The organism is Citrobacter europaeus (genome assembly GCF_037482245.1).
Classification (GTDB): Bacteria; Pseudomonadota; Gammaproteobacteria; order Enterobacterales; family Enterobacteriaceae; genus Citrobacter; species Citrobacter europaeus.
Window position 1 is genome coordinate 3,603,452 of the sequence record NZ_CP148084.1, and the last position, 19,789, is coordinate 3,623,240.

Here is a 19,789-nt window from a genome sequence, read left to right on the forward strand (position 1 = left end):
AAAAAAATGACGCAGAAAATCGAACAGTCTCAACGCCAGGATCGCGTGGCGACCTGGAGCCGTCATGCAGAAAGTGAGCTTTCCGCTTATCAGAGCACCGCAAAAGTAGAACTGCAGGCGCAAAAACCGCGCGACAAAAAGCTGTGCGCTAACCTGGAAGACGCCATTCGCCGTTCCGGTTTACAGGACGGCATGACCATCTCTTTTCACCACGCTTTCCGCGGCGGCGATCTGACGATTAACCTGGTGATGGACGCCATCGCCAGTATGGGCTTTAAAAATCTGACGCTGGCCTCCAGCTCCCTGAGCGACTGCCATGCTCCGCTGGTTGAGCACATCCGCCAGGGCGTGGTTAGCCGTATTTATACCTCCGGCCTGCGTGGTCCGCTGGCGGAAGAGATCTCACGTGGCCTGCTGGCCGAGCCGGTACAGATTCACTCCCACGGCGGCCGTGTACACCTGGTACAAAGCGGCGAACTCAGCATTGATGTGGCGTTCCTCGGCGTACCGTCCTGCGACCCGTTTGGCAACGCCAACGGTTATACCGGTAAAGCGTGCTGCGGCTCACTGGGCTATGCCCGCGTCGATGCCGAAAACGCGAAACAGGTTGTCCTGCTGACTGAACAGCTGCTGACCTATCCGCATAACCCGGCCAGCATTACACAAGATCAGGTGGATCTGATCGTGCAGATCGACCAGGTCGGCGATGCGGACAAAATCGGTGCCGATGCGACCCGCATGACCACCAACCCGCGTGAACTGTTAATCGCCCGAAGTGCGGCAGACGTCATTGCTAACTCCGGTTACTTCAATGAAGGCTTTTCACTGCAGACAGGAACCGGCGGCGCTTCTCTGGCCGTTACACGTTTCCTGGAAGACAAAATGCGCAGCCGCGATATCCGCGCTGACTTTGCGCTGGGCGGCATCACCGCGACCATCGTTGATCTGCACGAAAAAGGCCTGATCCGCAAACTGCTGGACGTACAGAGCTTTGACCGTAACGCGGCGGAGTCTCTGGCCCGCAACCCAAACCACATTGAGATCAGCGCTAACCAGTATGCCAACTGGGGCTCGAAAGGCGCATCTGTCGATCGTCTGGACGTCGTGGTGCTGAGCGCGCTGGAAGTTGATACCAGCTTCAACGTGAACGTACTGACCGGTTCTGACGGCGTACTGCGCGGCGCATCCGGTGGTCACTGCGATACCGCGGTTGCGGCTGCGCTTTCCATCATCGTCGCTCCGCTGGTTCGTGGGCGCATCCCGACGCTGGTTGATAACGTGCTGACCTGCGTAACGCCAGGCTCCAGTGTTGACATTCTGGTCACTGACCACGGTATCGCCGTTAACCCTGCGCGTCCAGAACTGGCAGAACGTCTGAAAGAAGCCGGTATGAAAGTGGTGTCCATTGAATGGCTGCGCGAACGCGCACAGCAGCTCACCGGTCAGCCACGCGCTATCGACTTTACCGACCGCGTGATTGCCGTTGTGCGTTACCGCGATGGCTCGGTGATTGACGTTGTGCATCAGGTGAAGGAATAAGCCATGCACCTGCTCCCTGAACACGCCACCCAACACGCGGTTTCTATTCCCGAGCTGCTCGCCAGCCGTGATGAGAGGCAAGCAAGGCAACATGCCTGGCTGACCCGCCACCACGCGGCGCTGGTCTCGTTTACCGTGGTCGCACCGGGTCCGATTAAAGACAGCGAATTAACTCGTCGCATCTTTAATCACGGCGTCACCGCCCTGCTCGCGCTGGCGGAAAAATCCGCCTGGATTGTCAGGGAGCAAACGGCGCTGGTTTCTGCCAGCGGTCCGGAAGGTCTTTTGTCTGTTGAGGCTCCGGCCCACGACCTCAAGCTCGCCACGATTGAACTTGAGCATTCACACCCGCTGGGACGGTTATGGGACATCGATGTCCTGACCCCTGTGGGGGAAATTCTGTCCCGGCGTCATTTCGCACTCCCTGCCCGCCGCTGTCTGTTGTGCGAGCAAAGTGCTGCCGACTGTGCTCGGGGTAAAACCCACGCGCTTTCCGACTTACTTTCTCAGATGGAGGCACTGCTGCATGATGCCGATTCCCGCAACATCAACCAATAACGCAGTCCTTCCTCTGGATCTGCCTGATGCTTACGCAACGCTTGCGTGGCGGGCTATGTTGACTGAAGTCAACCTGTCGCCCAAACCCGGTCTGGTGGATCGTATTAACAACGGCGCGCATAAAGATATGGCGCTGGAAGATTTTCATCGCAGCGCTGAAGCGATTCAGGCGTGGCTGCCACGTTTTATTGAATATGGGGCGTTTAGCGCGCAGCTGTCACCTGAAGATGTGCTGAAAGGACTGCGTCCGCTGGGCATGGCCTGCGAAGCCGATATGTTTCGCGCCACCGCCGGGGTAAACACCCATAAAGGGAGCATCTTTTCACTGGGGCTGCTGTGCGCCGCCATTGGCCGCCTACACCAGCTCCAACTGACTGTCACCGCTGAAACCATTTGCTCTACGGCAGCAACATTTTGCCGTGGCCTGACCGAGCGCGAACTGCGCCAGAACAATCAACAACTCACGGCTGGCCAACGTCTTTATCAGCAATTGGGATTAACCGGCGCACGGGGCGAAGCCGAAGCGGGGTACCCGCTAGTCATCCAGCATGCCCTGCCGCACTACCGCGCACTGCTGACTCAGGGCCGCGACCCTGAACTGGCGTTACTCGACACATTATTGCTGCTGATGTCTATCAACGGCGACACCAACGTGGCTTCACGTGGCGGCGCAGAAGGTCTGCGTTGGCTACAGCAGCAGGCCACCTCCCTGTTGCAGCAAGGGGGAGTTCGCACCCCTGCCGATCTCGAATACCTGCGCCAGTTCGACCAACAGTGCATTGAACGCAACCTCAGTCCTGGAGGCTGCGCCGATCTGCTGATCGTCACCTGGTTCTTAGCTCAGATTTCACAAGTTCATCATTATCACAATTAAAGATCCTTTCCGGAGAATCACACACATGTCTTTAGCAAAAGATAAAATATGGAAGTTATTGGCCCCGCTGGTTGTAATGGGCGTCATGTTTCTTATCCCTGTACCCGATGGAATGCCCCCACAGGCCTGGCACTACTTTGCTGTATTTGTAGCGATGATCGTCGGTATGATCCTTGAGCCAATTCCGGCAACAGCGATCAGCTTTATCGCCGTCACGATCTGCGTTATCGGCAGCAACTATCTGCTGTTTGATGCTTCCGAACTGGCCGACCCGGCGTTTAAAGCGGGTAAGCAAGCGCTGAAATGGGGTCTGGCAGGCTTCTCCAGCACCACCGTGTGGTTGGTGTTCGGTGCGTTTATCTTCGCACTGGGTTATGAAGTCACCGGTCTGGGTCGTCGTATCGCACTGTTCCTGGTGAAATTCATGGGTAAACGTACCCTGACGCTGGGCTATGCGATTGTTATCATCGACATTCTGCTGGCGCCGTTTACACCGTCCAACACCGCGCGTACCGGTGGCACCGTTTTCCCTGTAATTAAAAACCTGCCGCCGCTGTTTAAGTCATTCCCGAACGATCCTTCCGCGCGCCGTATCGGTGGATATTTGATGTGGATGATGGTCATCAGTACCAGCCTGAGCTCCTCTATGTTCGTTACCGGCGCTGCGCCTAACGTGCTGGGTCTGGAATTCGTCAACAAAATTGCCGGTATTCAAATCAGCTGGCTGCAATGGTTCCTCAGCTTCCTGCCGGTGGGTATTATTTTGCTGATCGTTGCTCCGTGGCTGTCCTATGTTCTGTACAAGCCAGAAGTCACTCACAGTGCTGAAGTTGCCGCATGGGCCGGTGATGAACTGAAAACCATGGGTAAACTGACGCGCAAAGAGCTGACCCTGATCGGTCTGGTTCTGCTCAGCCTGGGTCTGTGGGTCTTCGGCGGTAAACTGATTGATGCAACCGCAGTAGGCCTGCTCGCCGTTTCCCTGATGCTGGCGCTGCACGTGGTACCGTGGAAAGACATTACCCGCTATAACAGCGCATGGAACACCCTGGTCAACCTCGCCACGCTGGTCGTTATGGCGAATGGTTTAACCCGTTCAGGCTTCATCGACTGGTTCGCCAACACCATGAGCACGCACCTGGAAGGCTTCTCGCCTAACGCGACCGTGATCGTTCTGGTGCTGGTGTTCTATTTTGCTCACTACCTGTTTGCCAGCCTTTCCGCACACACTGCCACCATGCTGCCGGTTATTCTGGCCGTCGGTAAAGGCATCCCGGGCGTTCCAATGGAACACCTGTGTATCCTGCTGGTACTGTCTATCGGTATCATGGGCTGTCTGACTCCGTATGCAACGGGCCCTGGCGTTATCATCTACGGCTGTGGTTATGTGAAGTCCAAAGACTACTGGCGTCTGGGTGCTATCTTCGGCGTTATCTACATCTCTATGCTTCTGCTGGTCGGCTGGCCGATTCTGGCAATGTGGAGCTAATCATCCTGGTTCACGCCTGATGAAAATGATGCCAGTCAGCTAAACCTGACTGGCATTTTTTATGATTAAATAGATGATATTCAGAATTTATATAAGTATCCGAAATCATCATGACATCAACATGGCGTTATTCTTCGTTGCTGGCAGCACTCCTGCTGCCCGTTTCTGCGGCTCAGGCCGATGAACTTCTGGCAAAACAGTACGCTGATTTTGACAGCTACGTGCTGGCCCTCTCCTGGCAAACCGGATTTTGTCAGAGTCAACACGAGCGTAATCGTCAGGAGCCTGACGAATGTCGTCTGCAAAAAGAGAGCGCGAACAAAGCAGATTTCCTGACCGTTCACGGTTTATGGCCCAGCCTGCCAAAATCCATCGCCGCCCGTGGAGTAGACAACCGCCGCTGGATGCGCTTTGGCTGCGCGACTCGCCCTATTCCCAACCTGCCTGAAGCGCGCGCCAGCCGTAAATGCGCGGCCCCCGAAACCGGGCTGTCGCTGGAAAGCGCGGCAAAACTCAGCGCCGTAATGCCCGGCGCAGGCGGGAGAACTTGTCTGGAACGTTACGAGTATGCCAAACATGGCGCCTGTTTCGGCTTTGATCCCGACGAGTATTTCGGCACGATGGTACGGCTGAATAACGAGGTTAAGAACAGTGACGCGGGCAAATTCCTGGCGGAAAACTACGGCAAAACCGTCAGCCGTAGCGCATTTGACGCCGCCATCGCCAAAAGCTGGGGCCAAGAGAGCATCAAAGCCGTGAAGCTAAGCTGCCACGGCAATCCGGCGTATCTCACCGAGATCCAGTTGTCCCTGAAGGCAGACACCATCAACCAGACGTTATCCCCACAGTCATTCTTACCGCAGCCGCATCCGGGTAACTGCGGTAAACAGTTTATTATCGATAAAGTGGGATACTGAAACTCGCGACCGGGCATAACGCTGACCCCCATCGGGCGGATCAGCGTTATACGTTCTCAAAAGATTACGATTGAATAAAGTTGAGCAGATCGCCGTTGATCTGTTGTTTATGGGTGGTGCAAATACCATGCGAGCCGCCGACATACACCTTCAGCTGCGAGTCCGGCAGTATTTCCGCCGCGACCTTTCCGCAGGTTTCAAACGGGACAATCTGATCGTCATCACCGTGGATAACCAGCGTCGGAATGGTCATTTTTTTGAGGTCCTCACGCAGGTCGGTTTCTGAAAACGCGTGAATACAGTCGTACAACGCTTTGATGGAACCTTGTAAGCCCTGTTCAACAAAGCTTTCGCGAACGGCTTTTGACTCGTTCGCACCCGGGCGGTTGTAGCCATAGAATGCTGCGGTCAGTTCATAGAAAAAGGCAGCGCGATCGTTTATCACCCCTTCACGGATGCCATCAAACACCTCTTTCGGCACGCCATTTGGATTAAAGTCGGTCTTGATCATAATGGGCGTCACCGCGCCGATTAACACCGCTTTTGCCACCCGCTGCGTTCCATGGCGACCTATGTAGCGCGCCACTTCCCCACCGCCGGTAGAGTGTCCGACATGAACAGCATCTTTAAGATTGAGATGCGCGGTCAGTTCAGCCAGATCGTCAGCATACTGATCCATATTGTGGCCATCCCAGGGTTGAGCCGAACGCCCATGGCCGCGCCTGTCATGGGCGATTACACGAAATCCTTTCGACCCGAGGAACAGCATCTGATCTTCAAACGCATCTGCCGTCAACGGCCAACCATGGCTGAAGACGATAGGCTGTCCACTTCCCCAGTCTTTAAAATGCAAATAGCTGCCGTCTTTCAAGGTAAGTTTGTCGTACTCGCTCATGAGATCTCCTGTCGCGGAACACTGAGTTGTTTGACGCGCCCGTAGCGAGCGCTTAAAAAGCATAATGCAAATTGGAGAACGATCACGTTTTTCGGCTAAAATCACACCATACGCGACAAAATTGATGATTTACCTGAATGTGAACTAAATCACTTCAAACATGGGGTAAGTCTCAGTATCATCATAAAAGCTAAACCCTTGCCGCCTGACGGTGAGGGTTTTCTTTTGGGATTATTTACCTGCGCACCCGCAGTTTCGACGACATGGAGTAATAAATGTCCAGACCAACTATCATCATTAACGACCTCGATGCGGAACGCATTGACCGCCTGTTGGAGCAACCTGCGTTTGCTGGTTTACCGATTGCCGACGCCCTGAACGCCGAGCTGGATCGTGCCCAAATGTGTTCTCCAGAAACCATGCCGCACGATGTCGTAACCATGAACAGCCGCGTGAAATTCCGCAATCTGAGTGATGGCGAAGTCCGTGTGCGTACCCTGGTGTATCCGGCCAATATGACTGACAGCAGCACACAGCTTTCGGTAATGGCACCTGTCGGCGCTGCACTTCTGGGCCTGCGCGTTGGCGACACTATTCACTGGGAACTGCCTGGCGGGACCTCAACGCACCTCGAAGTCATCGAGCTTGAGTACCAGCCTGAAGCTGCAGGCGACTACCTGCGCTAACTCTGTCTTATCAAAGCCACGCGCTTTATCTTACAGGGGATGCATCCGCATCCTCTTTCCGGTTAGATTTCCCTGCTCCTCGCTTTCTTTCCTGTTCGCAAAACATAAATCTGTGTCGTGACTGACAGAATCATTTTTAATACTATGCTGTTATGTGTTCATGTAATGACAAGGAGAATGTTTATGTACAACACAATCATAATGCCTGTTGATGTATTCGAAATGGAACTGAGCGACAAGGCTATTCGCCATGCAGAATTTCTGGCCCAGGATAAAGGGGTTATCCATCTGCTGCATGTGCTGCCAGGCTCAGCGAGCTTAAGCCTGCACCGCTTTGCGGCCGATGTCCGTCGTTTTGAAGAGCATCTGCAACACGAAGCGGAAACCCGTCTGCAAACGATGGTTGGTCACTTCAGCATCGATCCTTCCCGTATTAAACAACACGTCCGCTTTGGCAGCGTCCGTGACGTGGTCAACGAGTTGGGTGAAGAGTTGAATGCGGATGTGGTCGTCATTGGATCGCGTAACCCATCAATCAGCACCCATCTGCTCGGCTCAAATGCTTCCAGCGTAGTTCGCCACGCGACGCTGCCGGTGCTGGTCGTGCGTTAACAGCCTCACCGTTACTAAAGAAAACCCCTGCCAGGTTAACGCCTGACAGGGGTTTTTATTACCTCACGATCAGTACAAATGACCGATATTGACGATAGTGCTGACCGTATCGCCAAAGAACGTCAGACGACTCAGGAATACGCCAACAAACAGCAGGACAAAGAGCGCTTTTGCACGACGCTCGCCCTGGCGGCTGAGCGCAAAGGCCACCGCCAGACACACCAGGCTTGCGAGATAAAGCGGCGACGTCAGCCAGGCATGCGCCGTCATCTGCATGATAGTGCCGCCGCTTAGCCAGATAACAGGCGCGGTAAACATAACCGCCATACAAACGATAATTCCCTGGCGCAATGCGGCAACGGCAGGCGCGAGGTTAAGCAGCGGAATCGCCGCGCAGCCCATCACCCACACCGTAATGAAAAACAGCAGCATTGTCAGACCGTTGGCGATCGCCACCATTGCCGGGGCGGCATAGGTCATCCCCTGAACCGCCACCAGTGCGATCCCGAGAACAGAAGCCAGAACCGCCGACACTTTATGCCCTTTTGCCAAAAACGTCACGCCCACCGCCGCGCCGTATAACGTTGCGCCGAGAATTTCACGGCTAAGCCAGGCGTGCTGCAGGTTGATCAGGGCGTTGTAAGCGCGATCCGGATGCGCAAGGTGCAATACCGCCGCCACGGAAGCAGCCGCCAGAATCAGCCCGCTAACCAACCAGTACAGGCGTTTGCTTTCCAGTTTTCCTTGCAACGCGCGCAGCGTCAGAATGAGCGTTATACCGACCGACATCTGGCTCAAGACGGTAAAAATAACCAGAGGAAGTTCATACTTTTCCATTACTTGCCCTCCGGTTGCTTCGGTTGACGCGCGAGGATAAAACGCGTGCCAGGATTAAGCTGCGGCATACGCGGGAATCCCGGCGGATACTGCACCGCATTGTCAGGTATCGGATCGGCATCGAGGTCAATAAGCGTCAGCGCACCTACCGGACAGGCATTCACGCACGCCGGCTGCATGCCAACATCAAGACGCTCGTAGCACATGCTGCATTTTTCCGCTTTTTTCGTTTCTTCATTAAAGCGCGGCGCACCGTATGGACAGTTGCGGATACAGTTTTTGCATCCGATACAACGTTCCGGGTTATGCACGACAACGCCATCCTCACGTTTGGTGTACGCCTCTACCGGACAAGCTGCCAGGCAGGCCGGATTTTCGCAGTGGTTACAGGCCAGCGAGTAGAACGCTCGCTCCTCATGCGGATAAATTTCTTTATCCAGCGGGTAGACATAGCGCCAGAAACGTTCTGGCTCCAGCTGGTTAAAACTTTTACACGCCATCGCACAGCCACGGCAGCCGATGCACTTATCGCTATTAACTAAAAACGCGCGTCTCATGCCGCTGCTCCTTCATTTCCTGACAGAGTAATATCTACAAATTGACTGTGAATGGCCGCACCAGGTGCGCCTGTCGCCATTTTCCCCATATCGGCTGGCGTATCTTTAACCACATTCTGTACGTTGTAACTAAGCTTATTGAACCAGGACTCGTACATCACAAGAAAATCTTCCGGCACGTTGGTGGTGATTTTGGCGCGCAGCTCAACATGACCCGCCTCGTTGAAAACTTTGACGTGAGCGCCCTCTGTGATGCCCTTTTTCTGCGCAGCAAGCGGGTGGATATAGACAAAGGGTTCTGGCCAGAAAACCTGCATCCAGTCCAGATTGACAAACTGCGAGTGCAGACCATACTGCAGGTGAGGTGTAAACAGGTGGAACGGCAGCGCCCCCTGCGCACCCGCTTTATATTCAGGCAAAGCCGTGTGACCGTTTTCCGCGCAGCGTTCTGATTTAAACTCATACTTGCCTGACGGCGTTTTGAATTTGCGATCGAACCAGGCTGCACTGCTGACCATTTTTGCTTTGCGGGGTCCTTCCAGCAGGTCATTCCAGCCCGCTATGCCGAACTGTTTGCCCATTCCCTCATTGAATTCCTGATCCAACCAACGTTTGGCATCAAACTCCTGCGGGAAGGTACATGAACCGGGTTCCAGTTTATTGATGGTTTTGGACAACAACGCCGCAATTTCAGGATCGCTCTTGCACTCATACAGCGGTTTAATAGCCGGTTCGTTGACGGATAACCAATAGTGCCAATAGGACGAAGAGACATCCCATTGCTCAAAAGTTGTTGTGACGGGCAGCACGATATCCGCATGCTGGACGGTTTCGTTGAAGAACTGGTCGACACAAACCACCATTTCCAGTTTATCAAACGCTTTGATCATCTTGTTGCGGTCGAAATCCTGAGCAAATGGGTTTTTAGAGGCCACCCACAGCATACGTACCGGCGGTTCACTGGCGTCGAGGATCCCCTGCGCCGTTTGGTTGATGTTCAGTGCACGATCGGAGTATTCGCTCTTCTCACCGCTATCGCTAACAAACTCGCCCACCGGACCACCAGCGCCTTTCATACCGACAGAACCTGCAGGAGGCTTTTGCATCATTCCGTGGTAGTTATAGCCCCATGTCTGCAGATGGCCGTAGCGAGCGCCGCCGCCCTCAATACCAATATTGCCGGTCATCGCCACAAAGGCATCGATCGCACGTACGTTAGCGCCGCCGTTAACATGGCGCTGCATGCCGTAGCCAATCCACACGGTGGCAGGATTAACCGCCGTAAACTCTTCCGCCAACTGGCGAATCACATCCGCCGACAGACCGCAAATTTCAGCAGCCCACTCTACGGTCACACTGTTGCGTAGATACGCTTCGAATTCCGGGTATCCGTGGGAATAGTGAGTGACGAAATTCTGATCCACCAAACCTTTATCCACCAGGTGGCGCGCCATGCCCAGCGCCAGGGCGCCATCAGAGCCTGGACGAACACGTAAATAGAGATCGGCTTTCGCGGCGGTTTGCGTTAACAGCGGATCGATAACGACCACTTTTGCGCCTTTCTCCCGCGCCTGATAGATGTACTTCATGGTGTGCATAGAGCACCATGCCGGGTTAGCGCCCCAGATGATGATGTATTTTGCTTTAACAAAATCTTCCGGGTCGTTACACCACATGTCGCCCATGTCGTAGTTCTGGGCATCGATACCCGCTGGCCAGCAAGGCGTCCCGGCAAAACGGGTGGTGTAACCCAGCGAAGACATCATCCCTTCAACGGCATAGCCCATCACCCCAAGATTGCCTGAGTATTTTGACAGCGCCAGCCCAAGCATTGAGCCGTCTTTCTTTTTGATCTCCAGCATCTTGGTTGCAATGCGCTGCATTGCTTCGTCCCAGGAGATACGACGCCAGTTACCGCTGCCACGAACATCCTGAATCATCGGATATTTAATGCGATCCGGGCTATATACCCGGCGAGGATAAGTCAGACCTTTTACACACGGTGTTCCGTGCGTAAACGTTGACTCAGGCGCGCCTTCCACAAAGGTGATAACGTCATCCTTGACCCAGGTTTTCAGGCTACAGGTGTCATAGCAGTTACGCGGACAGGCGTTGCGAGAAATTTTGTAGGTTTTGGGGTTAAACGGAATGGGCGGTTGCGCCAATGCGCAGCGTGAAGTCAGCAATCCCCCTGGCAGGGCAGCCACTGTTCCAAGGGCAATTAAGCCTTTCAAAAATGAACGTCTGTTCAGAATTCCCGGTTCATTACTCATATTGATACTCTCGTGTTTAATTCATCAAGCCAAGAAGACAACCTTTCCGCGACGGTTTTCAGCGTGGCGGTCTGTGCATTTATATTTATTTTTTCTATATACTCGGGCACCCACATCGCTATATACTCAATTACATATCGAGTAAGGGCGACCTGGTATTCTGCTGATGTTCTGGCATTAGCCGATAATAAAACCGCCAATTCCAATACACAGGAAATATGATCATCCGGAATGTTATTTACATGGCTTATAGACAAACCTATGTTTGCCATAAATTCCCGCATGCTCAGCGTTGATTTACCCATTACGAGGGCATCTTCTTCGAGATAAACCGAAGCGAATGGCGCGGCCTTTAGCGTTTGTGGCCCGACAAATAGCGCATTGAAGTCGTACTCTGCTTCCAGCCACTCCTGCTCTGTTAGCGTCGAGGCATTTGTATCCAAAGCTGAATAAGCCGCTTTCAGCGTGTGACTATCGTGAGAAATAAAAAAATCACGCAACAACAACCCTGTCGATTCAAAGATCGTCAGGGTTTCATATATTTCACCCATGAATTAACCAACCATTTATTCATACAACAAATGAAAACATAATGCAGGTTAATATAATAAAGAAAACGTCTAATCTTTCTTTGATAAAACTAATGATCAGACTAATTAAGTGAATGTTTTATGCGGTTAATTGTTTCAAGAATTGACAATATGAGAGCGTGGAAATAAAAAACCGCCAGCGGATGACTGGCGGTTTTGGCATTGCAGGTGAGTCTTACTTTTTTTATGCTACTGTCGTGCGAATCAGATAATCAAACGAACTCAACGAGGCCTTCGCGCCTTCACCGGTCGCGATGATGATCTGCTTATACGGTACGGTGGTGCAGTCACCGGCGGCGAAAACGCCCTTCACGCTGGTTTCACATTTGGCATCGATGATGATTTCACCCATGCGATTACGTTCAACGGCACCTTCCAGCCAATTGGTGTTTGGCAACAGACCAATCTGTACAAAGATACCTGCCAGTTCCACGCTGTGAACATCGCCACTCACGCGGTCGCGATACTCCAGACCAGTGACTTTGCTGCCATCGCCTTTCACTTCTGTCGTTTGCGCATTCAGAATGATGTCGACGTTTTTCAGGCTGCGAAGCTTATTCTGCAGCACCTGATCAGCCTTCATTTCAGGAGCAAACTCCAGCAGCGTCACATGTTCAACAATGCCTGCGAGGTCAATAGCTGCTTCAACACCAGAGTTACCGCCGCCAATCACCGCCACGCGCTTACCCTTAAACAGCGGGCCGTCGCAGTGCGGGCAGTAAGTTACGCCTTTGGTGCGATACTGATCTTCGCCCGGAACGTTCATGTTGCGCCATTTCGCGCCGGTGGCGATGATAATGCTGCGCGCTTTCAGCACCGCGCCGGATGCCGTTTCAATCTGGTGCAAACCGCCTTCCTGCGCCGCCGGAACCAGTTTGCTTGCGCTCTGGCTGTCGATCACATCAACATCATAATCATCAACGTGTGCTTTCAGCGCGCCCGCCAGTTTCTGGCCTTCGGTTTTCGGTACCGAGATGTAGTTTTCAATATCAACGGTATCAAGAACCTGACCGCCAAAGCGTTCGCCCATCAGACCGGTGCGAATACCTTTACGTGCAGAGTACACCGCCGCAGCCGCTCCCGCAGGACCGGAGCCAACAATCAGCACATCGTAGGCATCGCGCTTATTCAGCTCTTCGGCCGCACGTTTTTCTGCGCCAGTATCCACTTTCGCGACAATCTCAGTTAGCGTCATACGACCCTGGCCAAACTCTTTGCCGTTCATATATACCGCCGGAACGCCCATCACATTGCGATCGGTGATTTCGTTCTGGAATGTACCGCCGTCAATCGCCGTATGCTTGATGCGTGGGTTCAATACCGACATCAGGTTCAGCGCCTGTACCACATCCGGACAGTTATGGCAGGAGAGCGAATAATAGGTTTCAAATTCAAAATCACCGTCGAGATCGCGGATCTGCTCCAGCAGCGCCTGCGCCTCTTTTGACGGATGACCGCCAGTCCACAACAGCGCCAGTACCAGAGAGGTAAACTCATGGCCCAGCGGAGAACCGGCAAAGCGCGGCCCCTGGTAAGAACCGGGATTGGTAATCAGGAACGATGGCTTACGTACCGCCAGAGTATTGTCTTCTTTAAAGGTGACTTTTTCTGACAGTTCAGCAATTTCAGTCAGCAGTTCCTTGATTTCTGCCGATTTAGCGCTGTCATCCAGCGTAGCAATCAGCTCAACAGGTTTGGTCAGTTTCTCAAGGTAAGCCCTGAGCTGGGTTTTCATATTTGTGTCGAGCATTCTTCTTCCCTCTCTGAAAACATCATCATGCAAGCGGCCTCGTTCAGGCAGTCTGAATACGTTTGCATCATGGTGTTGGAATAAAACGGGCACGACGCACCCGCTTAAGAATTAATTCGCAAGAATTTCGTGTTACAGGCAGGCGGCAAGCTTATGAATCCCCGGGAGCTTACATAAGTAAGTGACCGGGGTGATTAAGCGTAGCCAACGCACCTGTAGCGCGAAAGGCGTAGCGAATTTTAGATTTTACCGACCAGGTCCAGAGATGGGGCTAACGTGGCTTCACCTTCTTTCCATTTTGCCGGGCAAACTTCACCTGGGTGAGAAGCGACGTACTGAGCCGCTTTGATTTTGCGCAGCAGGTCAGACGCATCACGGCCGATACCTTCAGCGGTAACTTCGATTGCCTGGATGATACCCTGTGGGTCAACAACGAAGGTTGCGCGGTCAGCCAGACCTTCATCTTCACGCATGTTGTCGAAGTTACGGGTCAGAGCGCCAGTCGGGTCGCCGATCATCGCGTATTTGATTTTCGCGATAGTGTCAGAGCTGCTGTGCCATGCTTTGTGGGTGAAGTGGGTGTCAGTAGATACGGAATACACATCTACGCCCAGTTTCTGCAGTTCTTCGTAATGGTCTGCAACGTCGCCCAGTTCGGTCGGGCATACGAAAGTGAAGTCAGCCGGGTAGAAGAAGAAGACGCTCCAGCGACCTTCGGTATCTTTCTCGGTTACTTCGATGAACTCACCGTTTTTGAACGCCTGGTTTTTGAAAGGTTTAATTTTGGTATTAATCAAAGACATCTGTACTTCCTCCGTGTTTTCGTTGAGAGATAAGTTAACGAAAATCTCTTCGCAGGGCTAATGCGTTTCCTTTATCAAATCAATAAGCGATAACTAACAACCCACTCAAACACATGTTGTGAACCTAAAGGTGAAAGTAAAAAAGGCCCCCTTTGCAGGGAGCCTCATTACCCGAGCTACCCGCAGGTAACGTCAGTGCCAGCAGGGCTGGCTATGTGTTGCGCTCTACATTACCTTAACAAAGGTCGTGACAGCGAATGGGATTACATCACCCAACTCAAGAAAGGGCAATCGACGGACGGTCGATCTTACCTATGGCTGCGATAGGTTTTGCAACTAAGTCCCCTTTCCTTCTGATTTTATAAGGAAAATCAATGTTTAAACGTACCTTACTGTTAACCCTGCTCCCTGCCGTGGTGCATGCCGAAGAACTGCCTGCTCCCGTTAAAGCTATTGAGAAACAGGGTATTACTATCCTGAAACCCTTCGACGCGCCGGGAGGAATGAAAGGCTATCTGGGAAAATACCAGGACATGGGGGTCACTATCTATGTCACGCCTGACGGTAAACATGCCATCTCCGGCTACATGTATAACGAAAAAGGCGAAAATCTCAGCAATGCGCTAATCGAAAAAGAGATCTATGCTCCTGCCGGACGAGAGATGTGGCAGCGAATGGAAAAAGCAGCATGGATTCTGGACGGGAAAAAAGAGGCCCCGGTCATCGTCTACGTGTTTGCCGATCCTTTCTGTCCCTATTGCAAACAGTTCTGGCAGCAGGCGCGTCCGTGGGTGGACGCCGGTAAAGTTCAGTTGCGTACATTATTGGTTGGCGTAATTAAACCTGAAAGCCCGGCCACCGCCGCTGCAATTCTGGCAGCCAAAGATCCGGCCAAAACCTGGCATGACTATGAGGCATCCGGTGGGAAAATGAAGCTGGAAATCCCGGCTTCGGTCCCTGCGGAGCAAATGAAGGTACTGAATATCAACCAAAAGTTGATGGATGATTTGGGGGCCAACGTAACGCCGGCAATCTATTACATGAGTAAAGACGATACGTTACAACAGGAAGTAGGCTTACCGGATAAAGAAAAATTAAACATTATCATGGGAAATAAATAAAGGTAACAAGATGAGTGATTGTTATCGTTCTCATTTCAATCACTCATTAGAATTAACTTTCTGGTGAAAATTACGCAATCTGTGCTATTTTAGCTAAAGTTAATTATTCATTAAGCACAGAAACATAAATTTCAAGAATAACTAGCATTTAAACTATTCCATAATTGAATTTTTCAATACATTACCATCACAGGAAGGTATGCATGGCTAACCTCTATGACCTCAAAAAGTTCGATCTCAACCTGCTGGTTATATTTGAATGCATATATCAACATTTAAGCATCAGCAAAGCTGCGGAAACGTTGTACATCACACCATCAGCCGTAAGCCAGTCATTACAACGACTACGTACGCAGTTTAACGACCCTTTGTTTATTCGCTCCGGCAAAGGCATTACGCCTACGGTGACAGGAGCCAATCTTCATCAGCACCTTGAGCAGAATCTAAATAAACTGGAACAAACCATTAATATTATGCACGGTTCCAGCCTGAAAAATAAATTCGTAATCTACAGTCCACAAATCACCACCACGCTGGGCGTAACAGAATTAATAAACTCATTAAGAAAAAACTCCGATGTTGAAATTGAACACCACGATATATTAATGTCGACAGAAACCGCAGAAAATATTCTGGCGTACCGCAAGGCTGATCTAATCATCTCGACAGTACCTGTGCACAACCGCTCTATCGTATGTACCCTGTTTAAAACAGTTGAAAGTGTATTAGTATGCAGCAGGAATCATCCCAGAATGGTTGAACACAGTACGCTTGAAGACATCATGCGCGAGCAGTTTACACTGTTTATCACGACACAACCCGGAGTCCAGGAACAACAGTCAGCAGCTAATAATCTCTTTCTCAACCGTAAAATAGGTTTTAGTAGTGATTCGTTGACTTCTATTACCAATATTATTGCCAGCACAGATATTATTGGTCTCCTTCCCAAAATAATATATGAGCAAAACGCGGTAGCGCTTAACCTGAAAGAGATCAGTGTTGATTTCAAATTACCGTCAGTTAAACTATTTTTAATGTATAATCGCTCCTCACTTAATAACAAATCATTTGCTGAGTACATTAAAACAATCACCCCATAGGCTCTGTAAATAACAACACAACAATATATATTTCTTATAAATTAGACAGCAATATTTAAACCGTGAATATGTTTAAGTATTGCATCCTGGTGAAATTAGCATATCTTATTGAAAGTATTTACTATAGCTGTAAATAATAAAATCTGGATATGGACTTGATATGTCTGTTTATAAAATACCACTGAATCAAAACGTTCTCGAAGCCGCACAGGAACGTATTGCCTGGACGCTTGAGGCTCTGCCACGCATTTGCGTTTCTTTCTCTGGGGGTAAAGATTCTGGGTTGATGTTACATCTGACGGCCATAAGTGCCCGCCAGTCAGGTAAAAAAATTGACGTGTTATTTATCGACTGGGAAGCCCAGTTTTCCTGCACTATCGACTATGTACAGGCGCTTCGCGAACGTTATTCCGATGTCATCGAACGTTTTTATTGGGTCGCATTACCGCTCACTACGCAAAATTCCCTCTCCCAATTTCAACCTGAATGGCAATGTTGGGAACCGGGCACGCCGTGGGTTCGCCAGCCTCCGGAAGATGCCATAACCGATCCTGAGTATTTCTCTTTTTACCAGCCCGGCATGACGTTTGAACAATTTGTTCGCGAGTTCGCTGACTGGTATTCAGAGAAACGACCAGCCGCGATGATGGTCGGGATCCGCGCCGATGAATCATATAATCGTTTTGTCGCCATTGCTAATTCGCAAAAGCAACGCTTTGCCGATGATAAGCCCTGGACCACCAGCGCCCCCGGCGGGCATACCTGGTATATTTACCCACTTTATGACTGGAAAACCGCCGACATCTGGACCTGGTTTGCTAAAACCCAGTTGCCATGCAACCCCTTGTATAACCTGATGTATCAGGCCGGTGTTCCTACACGATATATGCGCATCTGCGAACCCTTTGGGCCAGAGCAGCGTCAGGGACTGTGGCTCTACCATGTTATTGAGCCTGAACGCTGGGCGACAATGTGCGCGCGCGTCAGCGGCGTAAAAAGCGGCGGGATTTATGCAGGTCTCGATAACCATTTTTATGGTCATCGAAAAATATTGAAACCCGAACATTTAAGCTGGCAGGAATATGCCATGCTGCTGCTCAACAGCATGCCGGAAACGACCGCCGAACATTATCGCAATAAAATCGCCGTCTATTTGCAGTGGTATAAGAAAAAGGGCATGGAAAATATTCCGCAAACTCAGGAACGAGATATTGGCTCAGCGGATATCCCGTCGTGGCGGCGTATCTGTAAAGTCCTGCTGAATAACGACTACTGGTGTCGGGCGCTGTCATTCAGCCCAACAAAACCCAAAAACTACCAACGTTATAACGAACGCATGAAAACCAAACGCCAGGAATGGGGGATCTTATGCAACAACGATTAACTCAGGAACTCGTTGGCTTTCTTTCTGATCTGTCAGAAAAAGAGAGAATTGAAGCCATCAATGAATTCAGACAGGCAATACACAGCGTCAGTCCTTTTCGCGAAGAGCCTGTAGACTGCGTGCTGTGGGTTAAAAATGATCACATCTCACCCAATGACTACAATCCCAATAACGTTGCGCCACCGGAGAAAAAGCTGCTGCTGAAATCTCTGGAAGCTGACGGATTCACGCAGCCCATCGTGGTGGTCCACTCCACGGCTGAAGAATACGAAATTGTCGATGGTTTCCACCGCCATGAACTAGGGAAAGCCAAAGCCTCGCTGCGCACAAGGCTAAAAGGATATTTGCCGGTCTCCTGTTTAGAGCGTGAGCGTCATGAGCGTATGGCTGCGACCATCCGCCATAACCGTGCTCGCGGACGTCACCAAATTCATGCCATGTCCGAAATCGTCCGTGAATTATCATTGCTGGGCTGGAGTGAAGAAAAAATTGGCAAAGATCTCGGCATGGATAGTGACGAGGTTTTACGCCTGAAACAAATTAACGGCCTGCAAGAATTATTTGCCGACCGTCGCTTCTCCAAAGCCTGGACGGTTAAATAGCTACAGCGAAACCAGACGTTCGGCTGCCGCTATCAGCGTCGATTCCTGCTTGGCAAAACATAGGCGAATCAGCTTATGCGGGAAAGGATCGGCGCAGAAAACCGATAGCGGGATCGCCGCAACGCCCACTTCTTTGGTCAGCCACTGACAAAACTCAACGTCGCCAAGCGTGGAGACGGCGCTGTAATCGACCAGCAGAAAATACGTGCCTTCACACGGCAGAATTTCCAGTCGGCTTTCACGCAGCGCATTTACCAGTACATCGCGTTTTTTCTGATAAAAGGCTGGCAACTCACGATAATGCGTTGGATCTTCGCGCAGCATATCCGCCAGAGCCAGCTGTGCCGGCGTATTGACGGAAAACGTCAGATACTGGTGTACCTTGCGCAATTCCGTGCTAATGGCGGCAGGCGCTACGCAGTAGCCGACTTTCCAGCCGGTCATATGATAAGTCTTACCAAACGATGAAACGGCAACGGCACGTTCACGCAGCTGTGGATGCGCCAGCACGCTGGCATGTCCCTGTCCGGCGAAGCAGATATGTTCATACACTTCATCGCTGATGACAAAAATATCGCGTTCTTTAATCGCCTGCCACAGGGCATCGAAATCGGCGTGATGCCACACACTGGCGGAAGGGTTGTGCGGTGTATTAAGGATCACCAGCCGGGTACGTTCGCTAAGTAACGCGCTAAATTCCTGCCAGTCGACGCGAAAAGACGGCGGTTGCAACGCGATGCGTTTAACCACGCCGCCGGATAATTCGATCGCGGGCGCATAGCTGTCGTAGCTCGGGTCAAAACATATCACCTCATCGCCAGGCCGAACCAATGCCGTAATCGCGGCGTACAATGCTTCTGTAGCCCCCGCAGTGACGGTCACTTCGCTATTCGCATCAGGTTTATAGCCGTACAACTGCGCGGTTTTATCCGCAATAGCTTCGCGCAGCGGCTGTACGCCCGTCATCGGCGCATACTGGTTTGCGCCATGCGCGACGTGATACGCCAGACGTTCTTGTAAAAAGAGCGGACCATCAAAATCAGGAAATCCCTGCGAGAGGTTAATGGCCTGGTGCTGCTGCGCCAGCGCGCTCATTTGCGTGAAAATAGTGGTGCCCAGATTAGGCAGTTTGCTTTGCGGAATCAGCGGGTTATTACTCATTATTGTTATCCCAGCGTGTGATGTTGTGGTTGAAGCCACTA

At 51.5% G+C, this 19,789-nt stretch carries 19 protein-coding genes; 11 read left to right on the forward strand and 8 right to left on the reverse strand.

Annotated elements, in window-relative coordinates; translation table 11 throughout:
* The first annotated feature begins 6 nt into the window (after positions 1 to 6).
* The 5 genes from citF to rna all read left to right on the forward strand — a co-directional run bounded on the left by citF (position 7) and on the right by rna (position 5,377).
* A complete protein-coding gene (gene citF / locus WHR59_RS17085) occupies positions 7 to 1,539 on the forward strand; it encodes a citrate lyase subunit alpha (protein WP_043015559.1) in 1,533 nt (510 codons plus the stop codon).
* Between the two features lie 3 nt (positions 1,540 to 1,542).
* A complete protein-coding gene (gene citX, locus WHR59_RS17090; RefSeq protein WP_338843321.1) occupies positions 1,543 to 2,097 on the forward strand; it encodes a citrate lyase holo-[acyl-carrier protein] synthase in 555 nt (184 codons plus the stop codon).
* Complete coding sequence (citG, locus tag WHR59_RS17095) at positions 2,066 to 2,971, forward strand: triphosphoribosyl-dephospho-CoA synthase CitG (RefSeq protein WP_043015557.1); 906 nt, start codon at positions 2,066 to 2,068, stop codon at positions 2,969 to 2,971. Before citX ends, citG begins: the two co-directional genes overlap by 32 nt.
* Positions 2,972 to 2,996: 25 nt before the next feature.
* Positions 2,997 to 4,460: a citrate/succinate antiporter CitT gene (citT, locus tag WHR59_RS17100; RefSeq protein WP_043015556.1), complete on the forward strand. Its 1,464-nt coding sequence runs from the start codon at positions 2,997 to 2,999 to the stop codon at positions 4,458 to 4,460.
* A 110-nt stretch (positions 4,461 to 4,570) separates the two neighbouring features.
* Complete coding sequence (gene rna, locus WHR59_RS17105; RefSeq protein ID WP_043015555.1) at positions 4,571 to 5,377, forward strand: ribonuclease I; 807 nt, start codon at positions 4,571 to 4,573, stop codon at positions 5,375 to 5,377.
* 64 nt (positions 5,378 to 5,441) lie between these two features.
* On the opposite strand, the gene WHR59_RS17110 is transcribed toward rna, so the two are convergent.
* Complete coding sequence (locus WHR59_RS17110) at positions 5,442 to 6,272, reverse strand: alpha/beta fold hydrolase (RefSeq protein WP_043015554.1); 831 nt, start codon at positions 6,270 to 6,272, stop codon at positions 5,442 to 5,444.
* A gap of 275 nt (positions 6,273 to 6,547) precedes the next feature.
* On the opposite strand from WHR59_RS17110, the gene rnk reads away from it, so the two are divergent.
* Together rnk and uspG are read left to right on the forward strand one after the other, a co-directional pair.
* A complete protein-coding gene (gene rnk / locus WHR59_RS17115) occupies positions 6,548 to 6,958 on the forward strand; it encodes a nucleoside diphosphate kinase regulator (protein WP_005120853.1) in 411 nt (136 codons plus the stop codon).
* 183 nt (positions 6,959 to 7,141) lie between these two features.
* The gene (gene uspG / locus WHR59_RS17120; RefSeq protein ID WP_003022101.1) at positions 7,142 to 7,570 is read left to right on the forward strand and encodes a universal stress protein UspG; all 429 of its coding nucleotides are present in this window, start codon (positions 7,142 to 7,144) and stop codon (positions 7,568 to 7,570) included.
* A 69-nt stretch (positions 7,571 to 7,639) separates the two neighbouring features.
* Here the strand turns inward: uspG and WHR59_RS17125 are convergent, their stop codons facing one another.
* The 6 genes from WHR59_RS17125 to ahpC all read right to left on the reverse strand — a co-directional run bounded on the left by WHR59_RS17125 (position 7,640) and on the right by ahpC (position 14,380).
* Positions 7,640 to 8,407, reverse strand: coding sequence for a dimethyl sulfoxide reductase anchor subunit family protein (locus tag WHR59_RS17125; RefSeq protein ID WP_338843322.1), 768 nt, complete (start codon positions 8,405 to 8,407; stop codon positions 7,640 to 7,642).
* Positions 8,407 to 8,964, reverse strand: coding sequence for a 4Fe-4S dicluster domain-containing protein (locus WHR59_RS17130; RefSeq protein WP_003022094.1), 558 nt, complete (start codon positions 8,962 to 8,964; stop codon positions 8,407 to 8,409). The genes WHR59_RS17125 and WHR59_RS17130 overlap by 1 nt, the downstream gene beginning before the upstream one ends.
* Positions 8,961 to 11,237, reverse strand: coding sequence for a molybdopterin-dependent oxidoreductase (locus tag WHR59_RS17135; RefSeq protein WP_047412742.1), 2,277 nt, complete (start codon positions 11,235 to 11,237; stop codon positions 8,961 to 8,963). The genes WHR59_RS17130 and WHR59_RS17135 overlap by 4 nt, the downstream gene beginning before the upstream one ends.
* Positions 11,234 to 11,788 (reverse strand): TorD/DmsD family molecular chaperone, encoded by a 555-nt coding sequence (locus tag WHR59_RS17140; RefSeq protein WP_080625567.1) that lies wholly within the window; start codon positions 11,786 to 11,788, stop codon positions 11,234 to 11,236. Before WHR59_RS17140 ends, WHR59_RS17135 begins: the two co-directional genes overlap by 4 nt.
* A gap of 223 nt (positions 11,789 to 12,011) precedes the next feature.
* Positions 12,012 to 13,577 carry an alkyl hydroperoxide reductase subunit F gene (ahpF, locus tag WHR59_RS17145; RefSeq protein ID WP_213733187.1) on the reverse strand — a complete coding sequence of 522 codons (1,566 nt, stop codon included), beginning with the start codon at positions 13,575 to 13,577 and terminating at the stop codon, positions 12,012 to 12,014.
* 239 nt (positions 13,578 to 13,816) lie between these two features.
* Complete coding sequence (gene ahpC / locus WHR59_RS17150; protein WP_004859485.1) at positions 13,817 to 14,380, reverse strand: alkyl hydroperoxide reductase subunit C; 564 nt, start codon at positions 14,378 to 14,380, stop codon at positions 13,817 to 13,819.
* A 374-nt stretch (positions 14,381 to 14,754) separates the two neighbouring features.
* Here ahpC and dsbG point away from each other — a divergent pair, with 374 nt between their 5' ends.
* The 4 genes from dsbG (at position 14,755) to WHR59_RS17170 (ending at position 18,587) form a co-directional block, all read left to right on the forward strand.
* On the forward strand, positions 14,755 to 15,501 hold the full coding sequence (gene dsbG / locus WHR59_RS17155) for a thiol:disulfide interchange protein DsbG (RefSeq protein ID WP_043015549.1): 747 nt from the start codon (positions 14,755 to 14,757) through the stop codon (positions 15,499 to 15,501).
* A 203-nt stretch (positions 15,502 to 15,704) separates the two neighbouring features.
* A complete protein-coding gene (gene citR, locus WHR59_RS17160; RefSeq protein ID WP_047412754.1) occupies positions 15,705 to 16,601 on the forward strand; it encodes a DNA-binding transcriptional repressor CitR in 897 nt (298 codons plus the stop codon).
* A gap of 160 nt (positions 16,602 to 16,761) precedes the next feature.
* Entirely contained in the window at positions 16,762 to 17,985 is a 1,224-nt protein-coding gene (locus WHR59_RS17165; protein ID WP_043015547.1) for a phosphoadenosine phosphosulfate reductase, read from the forward strand.
* Positions 17,970 to 18,587, forward strand: coding sequence for an IbrB-like domain-containing protein (locus WHR59_RS17170; RefSeq protein ID WP_043015546.1), 618 nt, complete (start codon positions 17,970 to 17,972; stop codon positions 18,585 to 18,587). The genes WHR59_RS17165 and WHR59_RS17170 overlap by 16 nt, the downstream gene beginning before the upstream one ends.
* Here the strand turns inward: WHR59_RS17170 and WHR59_RS17175 are convergent, their stop codons facing one another.
* Positions 18,588 to 19,748 carry a pyridoxal phosphate-dependent aminotransferase gene (locus WHR59_RS17175; protein WP_075145010.1) on the reverse strand — a complete coding sequence of 387 codons (1,161 nt, stop codon included), beginning with the start codon at positions 19,746 to 19,748 and terminating at the stop codon, positions 18,588 to 18,590.
* Positions 19,749 to 19,789: the final 41 nt, after the last annotated feature.